Source organism: Candidatus Deianiraea vastatrix, from assembly GCF_007993655.1.
Taxonomy (GTDB): Bacteria; Pseudomonadota; Alphaproteobacteria; order Rickettsiales; family Deianiraeaceae; genus Deianiraea; species Deianiraea vastatrix.
In genome coordinates this window covers 345,805-365,447 of sequence record NZ_CP029077.1, presented here as the reverse complement: position 1 = coordinate 365,447, position 19,643 = coordinate 345,805, and the positions used below count along the sequence as shown (strand labels likewise).

Genomic DNA, 19,643 nt, shown 5'->3' with positions numbered 1-19,643 from the left:
TGTTAGTTTGAATACGAAATTTCCAAGATTTCAAGCTCAGTTTCATTTTCCCCAAGCCTCAAACGAGCTACATCCCCAATCTTTTTTCCAAGTATGGCTTTGGCAACCGGTGTTTTGATCGAAATTAATCCATTTGTCGGATCTGACTCATATTCACTAACTATCTGAACCTCTTTTTCCTCATCTGTATCGCATTTTAAAAATTTCACCCTAGCACCAAAACGAATAGTTTCTTTATTTACAATATTTGAAAGATCTATAATCTCGGACATGGAATGTAATTTCTGAAGCTCTGACAATTTTGACTCAATAATACGCTGCTTTTCACGAGAAGCTTTATATTCAGCATTTTCACTTAAATCTCCAAGAGCTCTTGCATCCGATACAGCTTTAATTACAGCCGGACGCTCAACATCTGCAAGATGTGAAATTTGCTCAATCAATTTATCAAAGCCTTTTTTTGTTATTTGAATTTTATTATTTTCCATTTTTCCTATCTAAATATTTATAAATATACATAAAACAACTTAAAACCGAAAGTATTGCCGAAAATAGAAAAATTAGATTTCCTATATAGTTTAAATTAAATCCATGAATATCATTTATTGGCATTATTAATACATAAAGTGCTATAAACTGAAAAGTAGTCTTCACCTTTCCAAACATATCAACATTTAGGCGTTGTTTAGAATTTAAAGCAACATATTCCCTAAACGATGGAACCAGAACCTCTCTGCTAATCACTAAAAGCGATGGTATTAACCATATTTTTCTATGCCATATTAAAATAGCAATGATGCAAATATTTAACACCTTATCTGCAATGTTATCAAAACATTTTCCAAATTCAGACTCGGCTTTAAATTTTCTTGCAAGATACCCATCCAAAAAATCACTAATACAGGCAATTGAAAAAAATAACCATGCAAAAGAAAAAAGGCTAGGATTAATAATACAAAAACATATTACCGGAATTAAAATAAATCTCGATATAGTTATATAATTTGGAATATCGTTTTTTTTCATCAAAAAAATATCTTTCAAGATATGTAAAGTCATTTTTTCATTTTGCAAGTTTTTTTTACAAATATATTTACATTTCTTAAACTATCTTCTTCTAAATTCATCTGTACTTTCAATAAAAACTCCATTTGGAGCTTCGCCAGTTTGATAAAATACATCAATTGGAATACCACCACGAGGCGCCCAATATGCACATATTCTAAGCCACTTTGGCTTTGCTATATCAATTAAACGCTGCGCTATATATATAGTACATGCCTCATGAAAATCTCCATGATTGCGAAAAGATTGAAGAAATAATTTTAAAGATTTACTTTCAACGATATACTCATCTGGTACATAATCTATAACAATTACAGCGTAGTCAGGCTGGCCAGTTATTGGGCATAGTGATGTAAATTCACGAGTTGAAAACCTTGCAACATAATTAATATTTTTATGCGGATTTTGCACAACCTCCAGTTGAGACAGCTTTGGATCACTCTCTGCCAAAACCTTTGACCCGAGTTGCGTTAAATTATCATAATTACCGATAGACATATTTTTACTAAAATCAAAAAACACTGTTATCTTTTTTTTATAATTCAAGTTTTTTTTCTTGCATTGTTAATAATTATTGTTACAGTTGATAGTATTTTTAATATTTATATGAATAATAGTAACAAAAATCTAAAAATTACAACATCTCATGGATGGCACACCAATAAAAATCAAGACCAAACACAAAACAAAGAAATGCCAGCATTAACAATAACGCAAAGTCAGATCCTACAACATAAATACAGGCAATTAGTACAAAAAATTCCAGAAAAACAAACAATACAAAGTCAAATAATGTATAATAACAATAGAACTCATCAAGTATTAAATAAAAAGCCAGATCTTAAAACCTCATCAGCAATTCAATCATCAAAAATTCAACTTCCAGAACAAAGTCCAATACCATATAACACTGAAGCAATTATTGAAAATCTTCCAACATTGGACAGGTCAGCATTAATAAAATACATAATACAAAACAATGAATTAGAAAACACAAAAAAACAACTATTTCACTATAAATCACAATTCATTAACGATATAAAGGCAAATTTAATAAAAGTTATTGTAGATCATTACATATCAAATAAAGAAGATTCTTTATTGCAAAAAGTCGATAATATTATAACTACACATTTTAATACAATGAGTCCAGAAAATAGAAATAAATATTCAGGAATAATAAAGAAAATTAAACAAGATATTATAAACCTTATTGATACAGAATATTTCATTATAAAACAAAAAATACAACAAGAGCAATACAATAAATTAGAGCAAATACAAAATATAAAAGAAGAATTACTCGAAGAATTCAATAAATCAGACTCTCTAATGCTAGATAGCAGCAATATTACGGAAATTCAAGATGAAATATATAATTTACATTTTTCACAAAATAATGAAGCGCAAAATCTATCATTAAATATAAAAATACTGTGTAACACGGAAAAAAATGAAATTGTCAAAAATATATTAAATTCAATAAATACAAAACTATTAAATATAAACAAATCTTATAAAGATGGATCCGTAGTTGTTAAAAATCATAAATTTATAGAAGAATGGGGTAATATAATCAATAATGGTATAAATGAAATTGACCAGTGCATCTCAAATAGCGCCATGGATTATGATTTATGTAAAAGACTAAAAAGCATCAAACGATACATATTACAAACTTTAAAATACATTCAAGATAAGTCTTTTAAGATAAAAACACTCACAATAAAAAATGGAATATTGAGCAAAATAATTGAAAATAAAAATACCAACACAGCAAATCATAATATAGATTTAATCATCCAAAGCTTTATTATTCAAAACAGTGATATCGACAAACAATCAATAGAAAGAATAATTGATGAAACTATTGCACCAAAAATAAATCAACATCTTAACGAGTTAAGACAATTGATTTTTAAGGATATAGATGCAATGACAAAAAATAATATAAATTCATTAATACAAAATGCTCCATACCCATTACTAAAAACTATATATCAACATTTAGTTAAATCACTGCTTTACAAAAATAATACAGACAACGATACTATGGTATACAAAAGTAAACATGATTTATATATCATTAATGACCTAAAAAGTTTTCAAATTGACAAAGAGTGTAAAAAGTTTTTAAATATAATAAATGAGGTTATTACAATAATACAGAATACCTCCCTAGTAAACAACAATATTAACACAGCAAGCGAAGAGAGAAGGAATAAAATAAATCAAATATTGGCAAATATATCAAAAAAAGACAAGGAAAATCAATATTTTACAATACAACTTTTTATTATTATTTTTTTCAAAATATGCAACTTTAAAAATACAGAAAACGAGTGCCAAGATACAGAAAAAACAATATATAAATACATTTATGACATACTAAATGACAACAAACCACTCTCAAATAACAGAACCCTAACAGATATAATGTATTCTTTTACATACAATGTGCCATCATATATTTCTGCAAAATTAAAAAATAATGTTTATAATGCAATAACTGCAATAATGGAATCACTAGATAAATTTAGCGATGCAGTTCTAACACCAGAGAAAACATCTAAAATCGAGGAAAACATTCTTCAAACATTAGAAAAGCTTGTCATAAATTATTATAATTTTGTAACTCATGCTCAACGCTATATAATAAAAGAGTATTCAGAAATAGCATCATTAGATACTCAAAATAAATTAGAAAATATATCAATTGATGAAGTTTTTGACAAAAATAGCACAAAACAAATGCCAATAATACAACTTCAAGAAAATGAGGAAACCAGCACTAAAGACGAAACCTCAGAGCATTCTTGGCTTGAAAGTATAAGTAAAAATAAAATAATGCAAAGAAGATTGTCGCAGAACAATCATCGCTAAAAAATTTAATATTACATTCGGTAGAAATGGTTGCGGGGGCTGGATTTGAACCAACGACCTTCAGATTATGAGCCTGACGAGCTACCGGGCTGCTCTACCCCGCGTTAATAACTAAGCATTGCACAAATAAAATAATAGTCAAGCAATTTAATTAAATTATTATCTTTATAAGATGTCAGAGACGTATAGGATGAAAATTATCTAAATAAATCAAGTGCAAAATACGAAATTATGGCGTTTGCACCGGCTCTTTTTATGCAAATTAAAGATTCAAGTGCAAGATCTTTTACAATTTTTTCATCATCTGAAAAATTTTTAATCATTGAATATTCACCGCTAACCTGATAGGCAAAAATTGGCAGATTTATAATCTGGGACGCTTCTTTTATAATATCAAGGTATAAACTTGCAGGCTTTACAATAACCGCATCAGCACCCTGTTTTTCATCGTCAATAATAGATTTTATCGGGCTTTTTTTACATCTTGGGTCAATTTGATAGCTAAGCTTGTCACTTGGTCCTGATTTTATTTGCGAATTTACAGCACTTCGAAATGGGCAGTAAAGTTTTGAGGCAAATTTTGCCGAATATGATATAATTCCTGTGTATTTTAAATCATTTTCATCAAGAGTATTCCTTATTTTTGCAACCCTGCAATCCATCATGTCGGATGGAGATATAAAATCCGCACCGCATTTTGCCTGATTTAAAGCCTGAATCCCCAAAATTTCAAGAGTGGCATCGTTGTCGATATTTTTTCCATCGCTTGTTAAAATGCCGTCATGACCGTGATTTGTATATGGATCGAGCGCTACATCTGCGATTAAAATCGCGTCTGGATGGGCGTTTTTTATTTTTTCTATCGCTATACACATTATATTATTTTTATCAAGTGCAGCAGTTCCTTTTTCATCTTTTTTCTCAGTTTGAATGTATGGAAAAAGCATAAAAGATCGCACCCCAATTGATTTTGCAAGCGATATATCATCTATTGCTTGTTTAACGTTTCTACGAAAAACCCCCTTCATTAAAGGGATTTCTATAGCATTTTCATCATTTTCACATATAAAAATCGGGTAAATTAAATCACTTGGCAAAAGATTTACATCCGAAACGAGGTCTCTAATTGCTGCATTTTTACGCATTATTCTGTTTCTTGGAAGATTAAACATTGGAAATTAAATCAAAAATTATCAATTTTAACGGTTTTTTATTAATATATATATCTTTTGTTTCTGGATTTGATGTAATTTTAAGCTTAACATTCTTATTCCTGCTTGAATTTGTTAAATCTGGAATTGTCGTATTTAAAATTTTAGGTATAATCTTTTTTACAATTAAAATATTTTCAACTTCTACATTATTTAATGCCATTGTTCCAATATAATCAATAAAATTATCAAAATTATATATATCAAAATTACCATTTACCTCAAGACTATTCCATCCACCTTTTGTTTTTAAATTAGCATTAGTCTCTATTTTAAATTCGGATGTTTTTATATTGAATTTATTAAAATTAATATTAAATAAATCTGGAGTATGAACCTTTTTGTCAACAAAATAGCCATTTACATCAAGAGAAATCGCAAGCAACCCTGTATCAAAAAATAATGTCTTTGAATTTCCAAAATAATAATCAATATTAAAAATATCGTTAGATTCAAAATTAAACAATATTTTAAATTTTTTCACATCATCTGAGTGATTTACCTTGTCAAAAGTAAAAATACTAGATTTTACGAAAGATATTTTTTCCATTTTTGTCATGTTTATAATATTATACTTTTGCATATTACTATAAATATATGTCTTACTTCTGTTATTTTTAAAAATAAAAACTGCAGGAGATTGAAATGATAAAAGCATAACATCTTTGCTAATTTTATCCATCTTAAACTCAATTGATACATCTGGAACTATTTTTAAAAGACCTGTCATGCATGAAAAAATGTTACAAGATGCGTTTATTAACCTAGTTTTTGCGTAAAAATCATCACTTTTTTTTATAACAAGATCTTTTATTGCCATCTTTACCCCAAATGGCTTAAACTTACTTTCAATATTTGAAAAAGATAGATTATAACCACTTTTTTGCAATTCATCATTATATTTTACAACTTGCCCCTTAATATATGATTCAAATTTTTGCTGGTAAATCATTGCAACAAGCTGTAAAGAAATCAAAATTAATCCTATTATAATTAGTATTTGTCTACAAATTTTTGCAAGTGATTTTCTATTGTGAAATTTTATTTCATGTAAAAAGAATTTCGAATATTGAGTAAATAGATTTTTAATAAAACCTATATAATATTTACATTTCTCATTAATTATTGCTATTTTTTTCATCTATATTTTTAGATATTAAAGTTTCCCACATGTCTCCGTTTTGCAGAAGTTTTTCTTTATTGTACATCAATTCCTCACGACTCTCACGGGCAAAATCGAAATTTGGCGTTTCAACTATGGCATCAACTGGGCAAGCTTCTTGACAAAGCCCGCAGTATATACATTTTGTCATATCTATATCGTATTTTGTTGTTTTACGAATGCCATCTTCACGTTCAAGAGCCTCGATTGTAATTGCCTTTGCTGGACATATTGCCTCACATAATTTGCAAGCTATACATCTTTCCTCGCCATTTGGATATCTACGAAGTGCGTGCTCACCCCTAAATCTTGCCGAAATATTACTTTTTTGAAATGGATACGCTATAGTAACCTTTTTTCTAAACATAAATTTTAGCGCGTAAAGAAGTCCAATAAGGACATCAACTAACAATATTTTACGCAAAAAAATAAACATAAAGCTAAAACATTGAGACATAATAATAACCACTTCGCAAAAGTCAAGTTTTTTGTCTATCAAAAAATACTAATATCAAATAATATTTTGAATTAAAGATAAAATTTTCATAATATAAGATTGTAAATTCGAAAGATCAATGCAATAAGGCGGCATAAAATATATTGTTTTTCCAAGTGGGCGAATGTTTAAACCAGATTTTATAGCGCTTTCTTTAATTTGTCGCGATATTTGTGAGCCATAGCCGCCTTCGCATTTTATGTCAAATGCAAAAATTGTTCCGCAAATTCGTGGTTTTTCGCAAATATCACTTGGAAAATCTGCCAATATTTTATCGTATATGCGTGATATCTTTAAGATTTTTTCAGCAATCTCGCCCCTTTGTAAAATTTCACAAGATTTTGCAGCTGCTGCGCAAATAATTGGATTTGCCGTGTAAGAATGCCCATGTAGAAAGGATTTGTCAACTTCGCTTGAGTAAAAAGCATCGTAAATCCATGATTTGACGCATGTCATTCCAAGTGGAAAAAATCCACCAGTTATACCCTTGGAAAGGCAGATAATATCTGGGGTTTTCAAGAGATTTGTGTGTGCGAAATACTCGCCAGTTCTGTAAAATCCAGTCATTACCTCGTCAAATATTACAATTATTTTGTTTTCATTGCATATTTTGACAATTTTTTCCAAAAAATCAGCCCTGCACATATTCATTCCGCCAGCCCCTTGAACAAGTGGCTCTATGATTAAAGATGAGATTTTATCGGGGTTTTTTTCAATTATTTCCATTAAATTGTTTAAAACATTTTCCTCTTTTTGTGCAAAATTTTCATCGCCAATATATGTTGACGGGTAGTCTAAAAACTCAAAACTTGGCATTAAATCTACGAAATTATCGAAATATCCAGACATTTTTCCGGCAGACATAGCAAGCAGAGTGTCGCCATGATAGCCATTTTTAAAGGAAATAACGATATTTTTACTATTAATACCGCAATTTTTCCAGTATTGATGGGCTATTTTTACTGCAACTTCCACAGAAGTTGAGCCATTATCGGAAAAAAACATCTTTGCAAATATTGATTTTGTCATTTTATCAATCTGCATCACAAGTTTTTCCGCCATTTCATGCGTAAAATCGCTAAAAATTACATGATCTAAATTCCTTGACTGGCTTGCAATAATATCGCAAATTTCATCGTTACAATGCCCATGAATACTCGTCCACCACGAAGAAATTAGGTCAATATAAGAATTCCCCTTATCATCAAAAAACATCTCGTTTTTCGCCTTCACGATTTTAATTTTATCACTTTTAATGGCTTCTTGTGAAAATGGATACCAAATTTTACTCATAAAACCTGAAAATGCCTCTAATTTAATAAATTTAAACCATTATAGTCAAGCATTTTTTAACCATAATTAGACATAAAATAAACCAATCTTTTACAATCTATGAAATTAATACATCTTTTAACATTTGTGATATAGAAAAATTGCAAGAAATTGTTTTAAATACAAATCTAATTCGTGAATTTCAAACGATGGAAGATTAAATTATCATAATAAAAAAAAATCCTTGCTTTTTATAAAAATTGTCTTAAAATAAATTCGGTTTTAAGATTATTTATGGGAAAATGTACAGCATGTGGTTTGGATAGTAAAGAAATTAACGAACAAATAAATAGTCTAAAAGAACAAAATAATGAACGCAGCAAATCATATAACATTCTTGAAAAAGCATATGTAGATCTTGAAAAGAAATACAATAATCTTACAAAATTTAATGACAAGCAGCATAATATACAAATAGAAGATCTAACAAAAGAACTCGATAAAACCAAAAAAAAATGTGATCAGCTAATCATAGATTATAACCAACTTGTCGACGATTATCATAATCTAGAAAATCAGCAAGATGCAAACAATACCCGTGAAAACAGTATTATTGAACAATTTTTTGCCCAGCAATCACAAGGTATAACTGAGCAAGATACAGAATATATGGAGCTAAAACATCAATATCAAGATTTAAAAAAGTATGTTGACGAACTACAAAGCCAGAATCAAGAACTACAAAGGAGAAATCAAGAATATGAAACTATGCTCAAGCAAGAGGCATTATATATAAAATGTATAGACGAAAATATACAAGAAATTAGTCGCCTTGAAGAAGAAAATAAGCAGCTTAAAGACAATCTTAATCAAAAACAAACCTTACCACAATTTCGCAGTATAAGTCCAATTGTAAGGCAAACTCAAAACCAAGGATCGCCGCGAAATCCATATCAACAAATGAAAATAGAAGGGCAAAATGGTGAGTATAATCAACGAAACAGAAGCAACTCATCTCATGGATCTTCGCAATTTTTTAAACAATGAAAAAATACTTGACAATAATTAAAATTGCCATAAGTCGCTCTAGGCTCATATAATTATGTTTAATCAGAGAACAGTACAAAAAGAAATACGATTTTCAGGCGTCGGTCTTCACAGTGGAAAAATTGCAAATGTAAGCTTATTGCCTGCAGAAATTGACTCTGGAATTACAATACGCAGAAAAGATATAACTAATAAAAATAACGAAATAAAAGCAAATTTTGCAAATGTTTCCGAGGTTTTTTATAGCACAAAACTTCAAAACGAATACGGGGTTTGCGTAAACACAGTCGAGCATTTAATGGCTGCAATTTGGGCTATGAAAATTTCGAACTTAATAATTGAAATTGACGCAGAGGAAATGCCAATTTTAGATGGATGCGCACAAGGTTTTACTTTTTTAATCGAGGCAATTGGAATAAAAAAACAGGAAAAAATACGAAAAACTGCAAAAATCATAAAAGAAGTCGAAATTGCATACGATGATGGCAGATTAGTTAAAGTTGCACCATGCAGCGATTTTATCGCAAGTTTTAACTTAAAAAGCGAATTTGGTGGAATTTGTGCAGGCTCACATACATTTGAATTTTCCCGTCACAGCTTCATAAACGACATATCCCTTGCACGAACATACTGCCAAATAAGCGAGGTTGAAACCTTAAAATCCAAAGGTCTTGCCGCTGGTGGAAGCCTTGACAACGCTTTAGTTTTAGACGGAAATAAAGTCTTAAACAAAAATGGCGCAAATTACCAAGACGAATGCGTTCGTCATAAAATTATGGATTTAATCGGCGATATTGCCCTTTGCGACTACTTTATTCTTGGTCATTTTACAGGTAATAATTCAGGGCATGAATTAAATAACAAACTTATGCGTAAAATCTTTTCAGATGAGGCAAATTTTGTGATTCTTTAACAAATATTATTAAAATTACCACGTATTAAAAAATACTTGATTTTTATTTTTTACAACATATACTCGCGATATATTTATTTTTATATGGATAATCAATATTACGATACATTGCCATACAACCCATATTATCAAAGACTTACAGAAGATCTTAAAAAATTTAAAGGTATTTCAAGTGCAAAACGAGATATTGTATCAGAGGGTATGACGATAAATGATATTACAAAATCTTTAATAAAATCAACAATAAAAGAAAGAGATTTTAAAGACTATGATTACCTAGTAGACAAGAATCTTGATCATAATATAAGCAGAGATTTTGAAGATGCAAAGGATAAAATGTCTTATCAAAATATCTTAAAACACACTATAAATAAAATAAAACTTGTATTAAATGAACATGGATCTGAAATATCAATTACATCAATTGGAATTTTTAAAAAAACATTAAAATCTCTTGAAAAAGAGCTAGCAAGTGTGAAAAAAAATGAAAAAAGCGATATAGATTATGAAGCTTTTAATGCCATTTTAAAAGACGCAAGAGATGCTATAGAAGGTATCAAAAATAGCGAAGTTAGATATGCAGGATCCATTCTTGAAAGATTACTCGACTCAATTTTAAATTTCATTAATAAAAGCATATTAGCATTGTCTTTAAGTGCATTTGGTGTAAAATTAATTGAAACTGGAAAAATTGATGACTATGTATCACCTGAAATGCCGGATTTATCTTCATTTGTAAATAAAGATATACTATACAATGCTTTTGTTTATTACATTAGTAATAAAAGTAATTTTTCACAAAATACAATACCAGGGTCTGCATCTAGTGATATAAAAGAGTTTATAGAGCTTTTAGGAATTAAAGAATTTATAAAAATTTGCGATCATATTGATTCACAATTTGTACCAAAAAATATTGCTCTAAATATAAACCTATTAGCATTATTTAAAAAAGTAGATTTACTACATTCAGCATCAGCTTCAGCATTAAAAGACATTAATAACTGCATATCACAAAACAAAGATCAATTTCCAACTACATTAAATGAGGCTAATAATGACATGCTCAACATACACAAACTTTATGAAGAATTACATGATACATTGGATACGTATGAAAGTAAAATACCAAAAAGCAATATGAGTGATCAAGATACGAAAAATAAAAATCTTGCAAAGGAAATTAAAGAATTATTAAAGAAATGCTACAACAATATATTACAATACGAAGTAGATACAGAGAATAACGGAATACAATATTATAAATATTATAAATATGGAAAACATGTAAATAAATTACTTTTAGGCAGAGATAGCGACAAAATTTCAACTAAGCGAAGTAAATAATCTAAAGATATGATTTTCCTAAATATACTAAAATCTGAATTTTTTTCTCAGTATTATAATAAGTTTAAATGGCTTTATGCTTTTTTAGCTGAAAATTACAATACAATATGTCAAGTTATATTAATTGTAATATCATTTCTTATTGTTGCAATTATTGTTTTTGGAAAGAGTATAGTGGCAAAAGCTATTAAATACAAAGATAGTGATGCCAGATACAAAAATCCACTATACAAAAATATAGCCAGTATGTATAAAGAAATTTTACTTATAATCAGTCTTTCTTTATCTTCATTTTTACTAAAATATTTTCAAATTCAATGCAATTTAATAATATTTACAGCACAATTTGTATTTGCGTCTTTAATTGCAAGAATTACTGCAATTTTATCAAAAAATTCCATTAAATATATACTAATTTTTAATCTTTTAATCGTTTTTATCATTATTGACTCCGACACATCTCCATTTAATACAGATTTTTTTGCAAATCTTAAAATTTTCCTAAATATTTCAGCAAAAACCCTAATACATTTTATTATGTCAATAATATGTGCATTTTTTATATACAAGGAGTTGGAAAAAATCTCCTCAGATAAAATTGATGTATTAATATCGGACAAAAATCTTCAATTTTTAGCTCACAAAATATCAAAAATAGTTACAGTATTCATTCTTTTTCTTTTTGTAATGAAGTCTCTTAATATTGATATGAAAATATTTTCAATATTTACTGGAGCACTTGGCGTAGGGCTTGGACTTGGCTTGCAAAAATTTTTCACCAGAATGACAAGTGGTGTAATGATTATAATAGATCAAAACATGCAAATAGGAGATTTGGTAGATATAGAATCAACATCGGGAATTGTTGAAAGCATTTCAACAAAATACCTTACCATTAAAGGCTCATCTGGTCAACATATAACGATACCTGCAGAAAAAGTAATGTCTGCAAATATTACAAATCATTCAAAAAATAAATATGGAAAGATAGAATGCTATTTTTACATAGACATAGAAAGTGATGTAGTAATTGCAATCGAGCAAATACAGTTAGCAATATTTGAAAGTAATACAGTCCTTGAAAATATGATAAACAAACCCCTCATATCCGATGTTTCCACAAATGGAATTGTAATAAAAGCATCTTTTTGGATAGATGATTTTGTCCCAAATTCGGCGCTCGCAAGGCATAATTTTCTAAAACTTGCCCTTGAAAAACTTGCCGCAAACAACATCAAACTCCACCAAAACCGCATCTGCAAACACAACTAAAAATCATGCAGAATTTGGCTGTATTATGCAGATAAATCACACCGATTGGCTGACTTGAGGGCATGACACATTGTCAAAACTGAGGCCTTTTTGCATCTGAAATACAACTATTAGTATATCTATTGTAGCGAAATGTACCCAAAACCCCCATCTAAAACAAATTAACCATCAGCATAACCTTGGACGTTTTCATGTTGATGCTGTTGTCAAAACTCAGGCCTTTGTACACGTCAACTGCCACAGATGAGCCATTTAATGCGGCAAAATCGTATATGTAGGACGGGCTGTCTTTGTAGTTGTAGCTGTAATTTGCGTATTCTACGCCGATTGAGAAGTAGTTTCCAAGGTTTAGCATTGCTCCCATGCCATATTTTACGCCAACGAGATTGCGGGATGAGAGTTCCATGTAGTTATTTTGGGCTGTTAGGGAGTACTGGGTTTGTTGTTTTGCGAGGTAGGAGAGGATGTCGTAGGAGACAACAACATTTGCATTGCTTGATGTAAAAACTTGAAATGATTCTACATCGGCAGTTTTTACATCTATTTTATTTTTCAATTCTGTTTCTGCGTTGTAACCCAGTGCAAAAGATAATGTTTTTTCACTGTTGAAAATACTTGATGTAATAAAATTATATGATATTCTATCAGAATCAGCAATTTCCGATGATTTATCAGACAAACCCTGAAGAAGTATACTTCCACCAAGAACTCCTTTATAGCTATCATTTGAACCAGGACCTGTAAAATTTGTTGTCATAAAAGACACTGGAGCAATTAAATATTTCCCACTATCATTTGTAATTGGTTTGTAACTCGACATATCAAGGTAATAAAGAGCATGTGCTGTTAATTGAGTTCCTGGAGTATATCCGCCACCAATCAGATAAAAAATAGGGTGCGATAAATCATCATTGGTACTATTTTTATCACCATTTAATGTAATTGATGTGAAATAACCATCTATGTTATCATATAACTCAAGATTGTAGCCATTAAATATATTTCTAACAAGTGTCATAATATCTGTCAATTTACTGCCATATATATAATCATCAGATAAATTTAATTTTGTCATTAAATTGTGCTTTTCGCCACTATCATCTGTGTATTCAAGTTTAAATCTCAAATTTGAAAAATTACCTGAAATAATACTCATGTCAGCGCTACCACCATAATGCGTAAAGAATGTTTCTATATTCTTAATTAAAGTCTCACTAATAAGCGAGGATGGATTTTTTTCATACTCCATTCTTAAATCTATATAATTGTTTAAAACTTCATTTAACGTCTTTGCAACATTCTCACCAACATTTGTATTGATTAGGTTAATATCTGTTTTATTTGCATCAGTTGCATTAGTCGCATAATTTTGCCCAGACATGCTTAAAAATGATCCATTAGTATTGAAATTTATTACTGACCCATTGTTTATAAAATATGGAGAGAAGTCTTGTGCAGCTTTTACATTGACATTGTAAATGCTTGATGCCGGTATTTCTAGACCTAATCTTTTAAAATTACTTATACCATATATGTTATAGTATTCATTTAATAAAATTCCACTTGATGAAATTTCATTTGTATTGTAATAGTTATTCATTATTTTATTGTCTGTAAATTTTCCACTAATGTATCCTTGAAAAACATTGTTTAAAAAATCTTTTTCCTGGCTTGATACAACGCCATCTTGATTAAAATCTGCATCTATTTGTGGATTTTTAAATACTACTTTTGTTTTTGAGAGCGTGCTATCTTTAACATAAGATGGATAGACAACTGATAAAGAAAGTTGTTTTTTATCATACCCACTTGCCCCAAAAGTCTGCATCCTAGATATTGCAGGCCCAGCAAAGCCGTAAATTGAAATCCTGTCAAATAAAGTAATACCAAGATGAGCACCAGCAGAAAGATGTGGCCCACTATATGTAAACTTTGTTATAGTTGATGCTCCACCTACATCTTTGGAATATCTATCAACATTAGAAGTTGCTGAATCGTAGTCTATATATGCACCATAATCAAGGGAAGTTGGTCCAAAAAAATACAGGTGATCAATATACTTAAGCCCAATACTCGTTCCACTTGCAGATCCTGCATTATTACTTACTCCAGTTGGTGCATAACTTGTATCATTTGTTCTAATTTTAAGTTCATCTGAAGGTGTTAAGTTAAATTCAGATGATTTAACATTATATTTAGCAAAGGATAGTAATACATTGGCAGTTGTTGGATCTTTAACATACAATTTTCCATGGCCAAATACACCATATCTTGGATTTGGACGATATTTTTTAGGTAAATAAGCGGAAGATTTGCTTTTCAACTGTTGAAAATCAGAATACGGATCGGAATCAATATAACTTAATTCATCTTGAGAATTTACAAAACGATTTTCAGTTGCAGACTTTGCTGGTTTTGATTGATTTTTGTCACTTCCATCATCATAAACAAACCCCCCATCCGCCTGATCGGCCGCTAACTGTGTACCATTTTCAGCATTCTGGGCTAGATCGTCAGATCTTGCTTTATTGCAAAATATCGCAAATAGCAATAGGCAAAATGTTAAATATTTGCAAATAAATAGCACAAAAATTTGTTTAAAAATAACAAGCTGTTAGAAAGCTAAATGTTCAAAAAATAAAAAGCAATATATTTAATGTTAATAAAAAAAATAAATCTTATGACAAAAAAAATATCGATGAAGAAATAAACTATATTCTTGAATGCAAAAAATGAACAATAAATTCACTTTTAATAATGGTATTGAAAAAATAACTATTTTTCCGTGCATGGAAATGATGAAATTGTGATGCAACAAGCTCTATAATTATATAATATTCTTATAAATAAAATACGTATATAGATAGAGATAGGAGGTATTGCACAACCATGCATTGTAATCTAAAATAGATGACAAATATTATTGATGTGTAGCGTTTTTTATTTTTAGCACTATTTTTCTTTCGAAGTTTGATGCACGCAATTTGTCAAATGTGTTTTTTCTTGATTTGCTATGAAGCTTACCAAGTGAAGACTTGATTGCAAAAACAACATCATTAACATTAACACCAGGTTTTGCAATATTTGCAACTTTTGCCACAATGTCTTTCTTAAGATTTTTAATAGCCGTGTTGTTTGACTTATTAACAACGGCATTTCTCTTGTTTTTTCTAAGATTTTTCTCAGCAGTCTTTGTATTTGGCATAGTTAAAATTACAAAATGTTTACTACTTGAAATACATATTTTTTTAAAAGTCAATTTATAATTATAACATTTTCAGTATTTTTTTTATAATTATAATTTTTTTTAATAAATTCATCTATAGCATCTGATTTTTTCTCCATACTTGGTGAAATAATAACTTCCAATAATTTTCCACTTTCTTGAATAATTTCATTATTTTTTTCATACACTTCAAGCATTCCATAATACTCTTGCAACGCCTTATTATATGTGTCTATATTTTGATTAACATATGTATGATATAAAAGATATAAATTAAAAAATACTATTATAAATATAATATTCAAATATGACTTTTTGTTAAAATATTTTTTACTATTGAAAAAATTACTCAACATATATCAAGAAAACAAAATCAAAGCGATGGACAAACTCTAGATAAAACCTCTTCAACTGTATAAACTCTGTCTGCATAAAATGTCACATCCCCAATGGTACCCGAAACACCAGTAACTGTTGAGTAAAATAACAAAATAATAACAGCAGTTTTTGGATTTGCAATTACCCCAAGGCAGGCTATTATTGTTACAGCTTTTTGCCAAGAAATAGAGCCATTAAAACATGTCCATCCAATTCCCATAATAATTATTACACAACATGCACGAAATATACGACCAAGCAAAATTGTTAAAATACTACACATTATTTCAGGAATTGTAACAGCAAACGCATCACTTGGTATAAGAAAGTAAAATACTGAGGCTGTAATTAATATTTTTACAAAATTTCTCATAACCAATTATTACCAACACAAAACATTATATTTATATATATTTAAAAGTCAATATATGCTTCCATAAATTTTTTTCCTATCTCTGTATATCAAAAATTTTCTTTATATATGATTTTTTATGGATATGCGAGTGTTTTTGAAATTAAAGATTCTCAAAATGATGTCGTTCTTCAAGGTGCGTTTAATGGCGTTATCAAGAATATCAAAAATATTCCATTACTATGGCAACACAGACAAAATAAACAAATTGGCAATATAATGTCTTTATATCAAGATAATTATGGACTTTATGTAAAATGTTTTATTGACGAAAATAACACCAATAATAAATTTATTTGCAATAAAATTAAAAAAGGGGTCTTGTCACTTAGTATAGGATATCAAATTAACTCTGCCTATATTGACAATGAAACCAACACAAGATATTTAACTAAAATAGATCTTATAGAAGTTAGCATAGTTAGCTTTGGAGCAAATCCTTTAGCAAAAATTTCACTACTTAGCGGCTGACTTGGAAACAACTTCCACTTTATCTTGTTTTTTTATAGATATTGGACTAATATATTTATCATTAAATATACAAACCAGCTGATTTCCAAGACGAAGTGAAAACTGATATTCCGTTGTATCAATTGCAACATATCCATCTTGTATTCTGTATTGCAGTAAATCTTCTTTTCCAGCTTTTGACACACTGTAAATCATTGGAATTCTTGCGTTATTATCTGCAAATAACATATAGGTTGTATGCCCGTCATCAAAAACTTTCAGCGGCCTTATGTCCTTTCCAACGCCAGCAAATGAATATCTAAAGTTAATTCCCATTGTTTCAATTCCTTGTCTTTTGGTTGAATTCATCATAGCAAGATTTCCATTTATAGTTCCCTTATTTTTACTAATTACAGGAACATCAACCAATAAATCTGGATAATAAAAATTAATACGATATGCAAAATCATCATCAGCACTATCCTCATTAAATGTTGAAAGTATTTCAAAATAATAAACCCTGTCTTTATTTGTCTCAATTATCATATTAGTTTGTAAACCTGGATCCATAGGCTTTATAAACATAGAATTGCCAACCATTTTTATAGACCAGCCCCTTGAGTCTCCAAAAGACTGTAAAACCGGCGATTCATCCTTGGGAAAAACAATATGCGATTGATATCCAACCTTAAATTTTAAACGAAAAACTTCATTTGGACTATATATTAAAGTTCTCATTCTATTATCTATTGGAATTGGTAAATTCGTTTCCGTTGAAGCGGCTTTTGCATTGATAATATATAAAGAAAATAATATAAAAAATAAGTATCTTAACATTTTACTTGACTATAAAATTATTTTTTATTACACAATGTCTAACTGACTATTAAAAGTATGACAAAATTATTTTCAAGTATTTTCTTTATTTTAATATTATCATCTTGTAGTAAATCACTTAAATATCCATCTTGGTACTTAAATCCACCAAAAAATGACGAGAAATATCTATACGGAACAGGAGAAGGTAGTGACCCAGAAGAGGCAAAATATGCAGCATTGTCAGATGCGGCATCGAGATTGCGTGTATCCGTGGGCTCAAAACTTGAATCAGCCATGGATCAAGATTCTTCAGGTTTTTCATCGTCTGTATCACAAAAGATTACATCAGTAGTGGAAAAAATATCATTTACCGATTACACAGTTTTAAAAAGCGAAAAAACATCCCATAGTAGCATAATAACATTAATTGGCGTTGATGTAGATAAAATGCAAAATTCATACGAAAAAGAAATTAATAAACTAAATGAAGAAATGAAAACTGTATCAAATCTTGGAAATAGCAATCTTGAAAAAAGAAATAATTTGTCCAAGGCTTTAAATATTTCAACCGACATTGAAGCAAAAGTTAGAATACTGGAAGCAGTAAATCCAAATTACAACTCAAAACCTCAAATGGATGAAATCAAAAAATTGAAAGATTCTTTCGCATCCATTAATTCAAGTCTTAAAATTTCCGTCTCATCGCAAAATGATGACATTAAATCTTTAATACAATACGGCTTAAATAAAGCGGGAATTGGCGCTTCGGATGAAAAATCAAGCCAAGGTTCAATAAAAGTAAATGAAAAATGGATCACAGACTTTTCAATGAATACACACTTTGTAAAATTAGTATTAAATATATCACTAATTGACTCAAATGGTGTAACAATTTTGACAAATTCAATAGAATCTTCTGGCTCTTCAGTTGCAAATCTTGACATGGCAAAAAAGATGGCTATATCAAAAATGCAATCTCAGATAGACTCAAAAGGTATAATGAAATTTTTAGGAATATAGTGTGAATTACCTTGATAAAATAGGTTTTCAAGATATATCACAATTTCAAGTAGATTTTGATATTAAATACTCTACAACTGATAATTTTGTTCAGCAAAAGATATATGATCAAGATTTCAAAATGCTTCATAAAGATGCAGCATTGCGACTGGAAAATGCTACACTTTATGCCAAAACACTTGGATATAAAATAAAAATCTTTGACGCATTTAGGCCAATATCTGCCCAAAGAAAAATGTGGAATATTGTTCAAAACCCAGACTATGTAAGCAATCCAGACACCGGCCCTTGCTGCCATTGCCGTGGAATTGCCATTGATTTAACATTAACGAAGGATGACATTGAAATTGACATGGGCAGTGAATTTGATTTTTTCGGAGGCTTGTCACATCACGATTCCAAGGATATTACAAATAAACAGCGAGAAAGTCGTATTATTTTGGCTGGAATTATGTCAATTTCAGGTTTTTGCTCAATTAGAACAGAGTGGTGGCATTATCAATTGCCGAATTATCAAAATTACGAAAAAATAGAATATAACCCATAACACACGCATCAATTAACCACTCACAAAAGCCCCCTGCCATAATATTTACTTTTCAAGCCTCAAAAACCTACCCAATCATCGAATATATCAATGCACAGCTTGTGTTTTGCTTGACTTTTATTT

General features: G+C 29.5%; 20 protein-coding genes and 1 tRNA gene. 8 read left to right on the top strand and 13 right to left on the bottom strand.

The genetic code is table 11. From position 1 onward, the window contains the following. Positions 1-2: 2 nt before the first annotated feature. From greA to queF, 3 genes are all read right to left on the bottom strand, one after another. Positions 3-488 carry a transcription elongation factor GreA gene (gene greA, locus deia_RS01610; RefSeq protein ID WP_146820429.1) on the bottom strand — a complete coding sequence of 162 codons (486 nt, stop codon included), beginning with the start codon at positions 486-488 and terminating at the stop codon, positions 3-5. Next, positions 478-1,026: a CDP-diacylglycerol--glycerol-3-phosphate 3-phosphatidyltransferase gene (gene pgsA, locus deia_RS01605; protein WP_161982789.1), complete on the bottom strand. Its 549-nt coding sequence runs from the start codon at positions 1,024-1,026 to the stop codon at positions 478-480. The genes greA and pgsA overlap by 11 nt, the downstream gene beginning before the upstream one ends. 81 nt (positions 1,027-1,107) lie before the next feature. After that, positions 1,108-1,563 carry a preQ(1) synthase gene (gene queF / locus deia_RS01600; protein WP_146820427.1) on the bottom strand — a complete coding sequence of 152 codons (456 nt, stop codon included), beginning with the start codon at positions 1,561-1,563 and terminating at the stop codon, positions 1,108-1,110. A 108-nt stretch (positions 1,564-1,671) separates the two neighbouring features. Between queF and deia_RS01595 the strand changes: the two genes are divergently transcribed. Next, a complete protein-coding gene (locus deia_RS01595; RefSeq protein ID WP_146820426.1) occupies positions 1,672-3,948 on the top strand; it encodes a hypothetical protein in 2,277 nt (758 codons plus the stop codon). 27 nt (positions 3,949-3,975) lie between these two features. Here the strand turns inward: deia_RS01595 and deia_RS01590 are convergent. The 5 genes from deia_RS01590 to bioA all read right to left on the bottom strand — a co-directional run bounded on the left by deia_RS01590 (position 3,976) and on the right by bioA (position 8,110). Continuing rightward, positions 3,976-4,052: transfer RNA gene (locus deia_RS01590), tRNA-Met, on the bottom strand. 93 nt (positions 4,053-4,145) lie between these two features. Next, positions 4,146-5,120, bottom strand: coding sequence for a porphobilinogen synthase (gene hemB, locus deia_RS01585; RefSeq protein WP_146820425.1), 975 nt, complete (start codon positions 5,118-5,120; stop codon positions 4,146-4,148). Next, positions 5,113-6,135, bottom strand: a complete 1,023-nt coding sequence (locus deia_RS01580; protein WP_146820424.1) for a hypothetical protein — start codon at positions 6,133-6,135, stop codon at positions 5,113-5,115. The genes hemB and deia_RS01580 overlap by 8 nt, the downstream gene beginning before the upstream one ends. 142 nt (positions 6,136-6,277) lie before the next feature. Beyond that, positions 6,278-6,757: an NADH-quinone oxidoreductase subunit NuoI gene (nuoI, locus tag deia_RS01575; RefSeq protein WP_187694792.1), complete on the bottom strand. Its 480-nt coding sequence runs from the start codon at positions 6,755-6,757 to the stop codon at positions 6,278-6,280. A gap of 75 nt (positions 6,758-6,832) precedes the next feature. Then, positions 6,833-8,110 carry an adenosylmethionine--8-amino-7-oxononanoate transaminase gene (gene bioA, locus deia_RS01570; protein WP_146820422.1) on the bottom strand — a complete coding sequence of 426 codons (1,278 nt, stop codon included), beginning with the start codon at positions 8,108-8,110 and terminating at the stop codon, positions 6,833-6,835. A 273-nt stretch (positions 8,111-8,383) separates the two neighbouring features. Here bioA and deia_RS01565 point away from each other — a divergent pair, with 273 nt between their 5' ends. The 4 genes from deia_RS01565 (at position 8,384) to deia_RS01550 (ending at position 12,668) form a co-directional block, all read left to right on the top strand. Beyond that, positions 8,384-9,136, top strand: a complete 753-nt coding sequence (locus deia_RS01565; RefSeq protein ID WP_146820421.1) for a hypothetical protein — start codon at positions 8,384-8,386, stop codon at positions 9,134-9,136. A gap of 55 nt (positions 9,137-9,191) precedes the next feature. Then, complete coding sequence (lpxC, locus tag deia_RS01560) at positions 9,192-10,049, top strand: UDP-3-O-acyl-N-acetylglucosamine deacetylase (protein WP_146820420.1); 858 nt, start codon at positions 9,192-9,194, stop codon at positions 10,047-10,049. An 84-nt stretch (positions 10,050-10,133) separates the two neighbouring features. Continuing rightward, positions 10,134-11,396 carry a hypothetical protein gene (locus deia_RS01555; RefSeq protein WP_146820419.1) on the top strand — a complete coding sequence of 421 codons (1,263 nt, stop codon included), beginning with the start codon at positions 10,134-10,136 and terminating at the stop codon, positions 11,394-11,396. 9 nt (positions 11,397-11,405) lie between these two features. Next, a complete protein-coding gene (locus deia_RS01550; RefSeq protein WP_146820418.1) occupies positions 11,406-12,668 on the top strand; it encodes a mechanosensitive ion channel domain-containing protein in 1,263 nt (420 codons plus the stop codon). A 151-nt stretch (positions 12,669-12,819) separates the two neighbouring features. Here the strand turns inward: deia_RS01550 and deia_RS01545 are convergent, their stop codons facing one another. The 4 genes from deia_RS01545 to deia_RS01530 form a co-directional block, all read right to left on the bottom strand. After that, a complete protein-coding gene (locus deia_RS01545; RefSeq protein ID WP_146820417.1) occupies positions 12,820-15,255 on the bottom strand; it encodes a hypothetical protein in 2,436 nt (811 codons plus the stop codon). A gap of 333 nt (positions 15,256-15,588) precedes the next feature. Further along, entirely contained in the window at positions 15,589-15,873 is a 285-nt protein-coding gene (locus deia_RS01540) for a hypothetical protein (protein ID WP_146820416.1), read from the bottom strand. A 50-nt stretch (positions 15,874-15,923) separates the two neighbouring features. After that, entirely contained in the window at positions 15,924-16,250 is a 327-nt protein-coding gene (locus tag deia_RS01535; RefSeq protein WP_146820415.1) for a hypothetical protein, read from the bottom strand. A gap of 17 nt (positions 16,251-16,267) precedes the next feature. After that, a complete protein-coding gene (locus deia_RS01530) occupies positions 16,268-16,645 on the bottom strand; it encodes a TrbC/VirB2 family protein (protein ID WP_146820414.1) in 378 nt (125 codons plus the stop codon). A gap of 108 nt (positions 16,646-16,753) precedes the next feature. On the opposite strand from deia_RS01530, the gene deia_RS01525 reads away from it, so the two are divergent. Next, on the top strand, positions 16,754-17,155 hold the full coding sequence (locus deia_RS01525) for an HK97 family phage prohead protease (RefSeq protein WP_146820413.1): 402 nt from the start codon (positions 16,754-16,756) through the stop codon (positions 17,153-17,155). Here deia_RS01525 and deia_RS01520 read toward each other — a convergent pair. Beyond that, a complete protein-coding gene (locus deia_RS01520) occupies positions 17,141-17,971 on the bottom strand; it encodes a TrbG/VirB9 family P-type conjugative transfer protein (protein WP_146820412.1) in 831 nt (276 codons plus the stop codon). The genes deia_RS01525 and deia_RS01520 overlap by 15 nt on opposite strands. A 57-nt stretch (positions 17,972-18,028) precedes the next feature. Here deia_RS01520 and deia_RS01515 point away from each other — a divergent pair, with 57 nt between their 5' ends. Next, entirely contained in the window at positions 18,029-18,973 is a 945-nt protein-coding gene (locus deia_RS01515) for an LPP20 family lipoprotein (RefSeq protein WP_146820411.1), read from the top strand. A gap of 1 nt (position 18,974) precedes the next feature. Then, positions 18,975-19,520 (top strand): M15 family metallopeptidase, encoded by a 546-nt coding sequence (locus deia_RS01510; RefSeq protein ID WP_146820410.1) that lies wholly within the window; start codon positions 18,975-18,977, stop codon positions 19,518-19,520. The last annotated feature ends 123 nt before the right edge of the window (positions 19,521-19,643 follow it).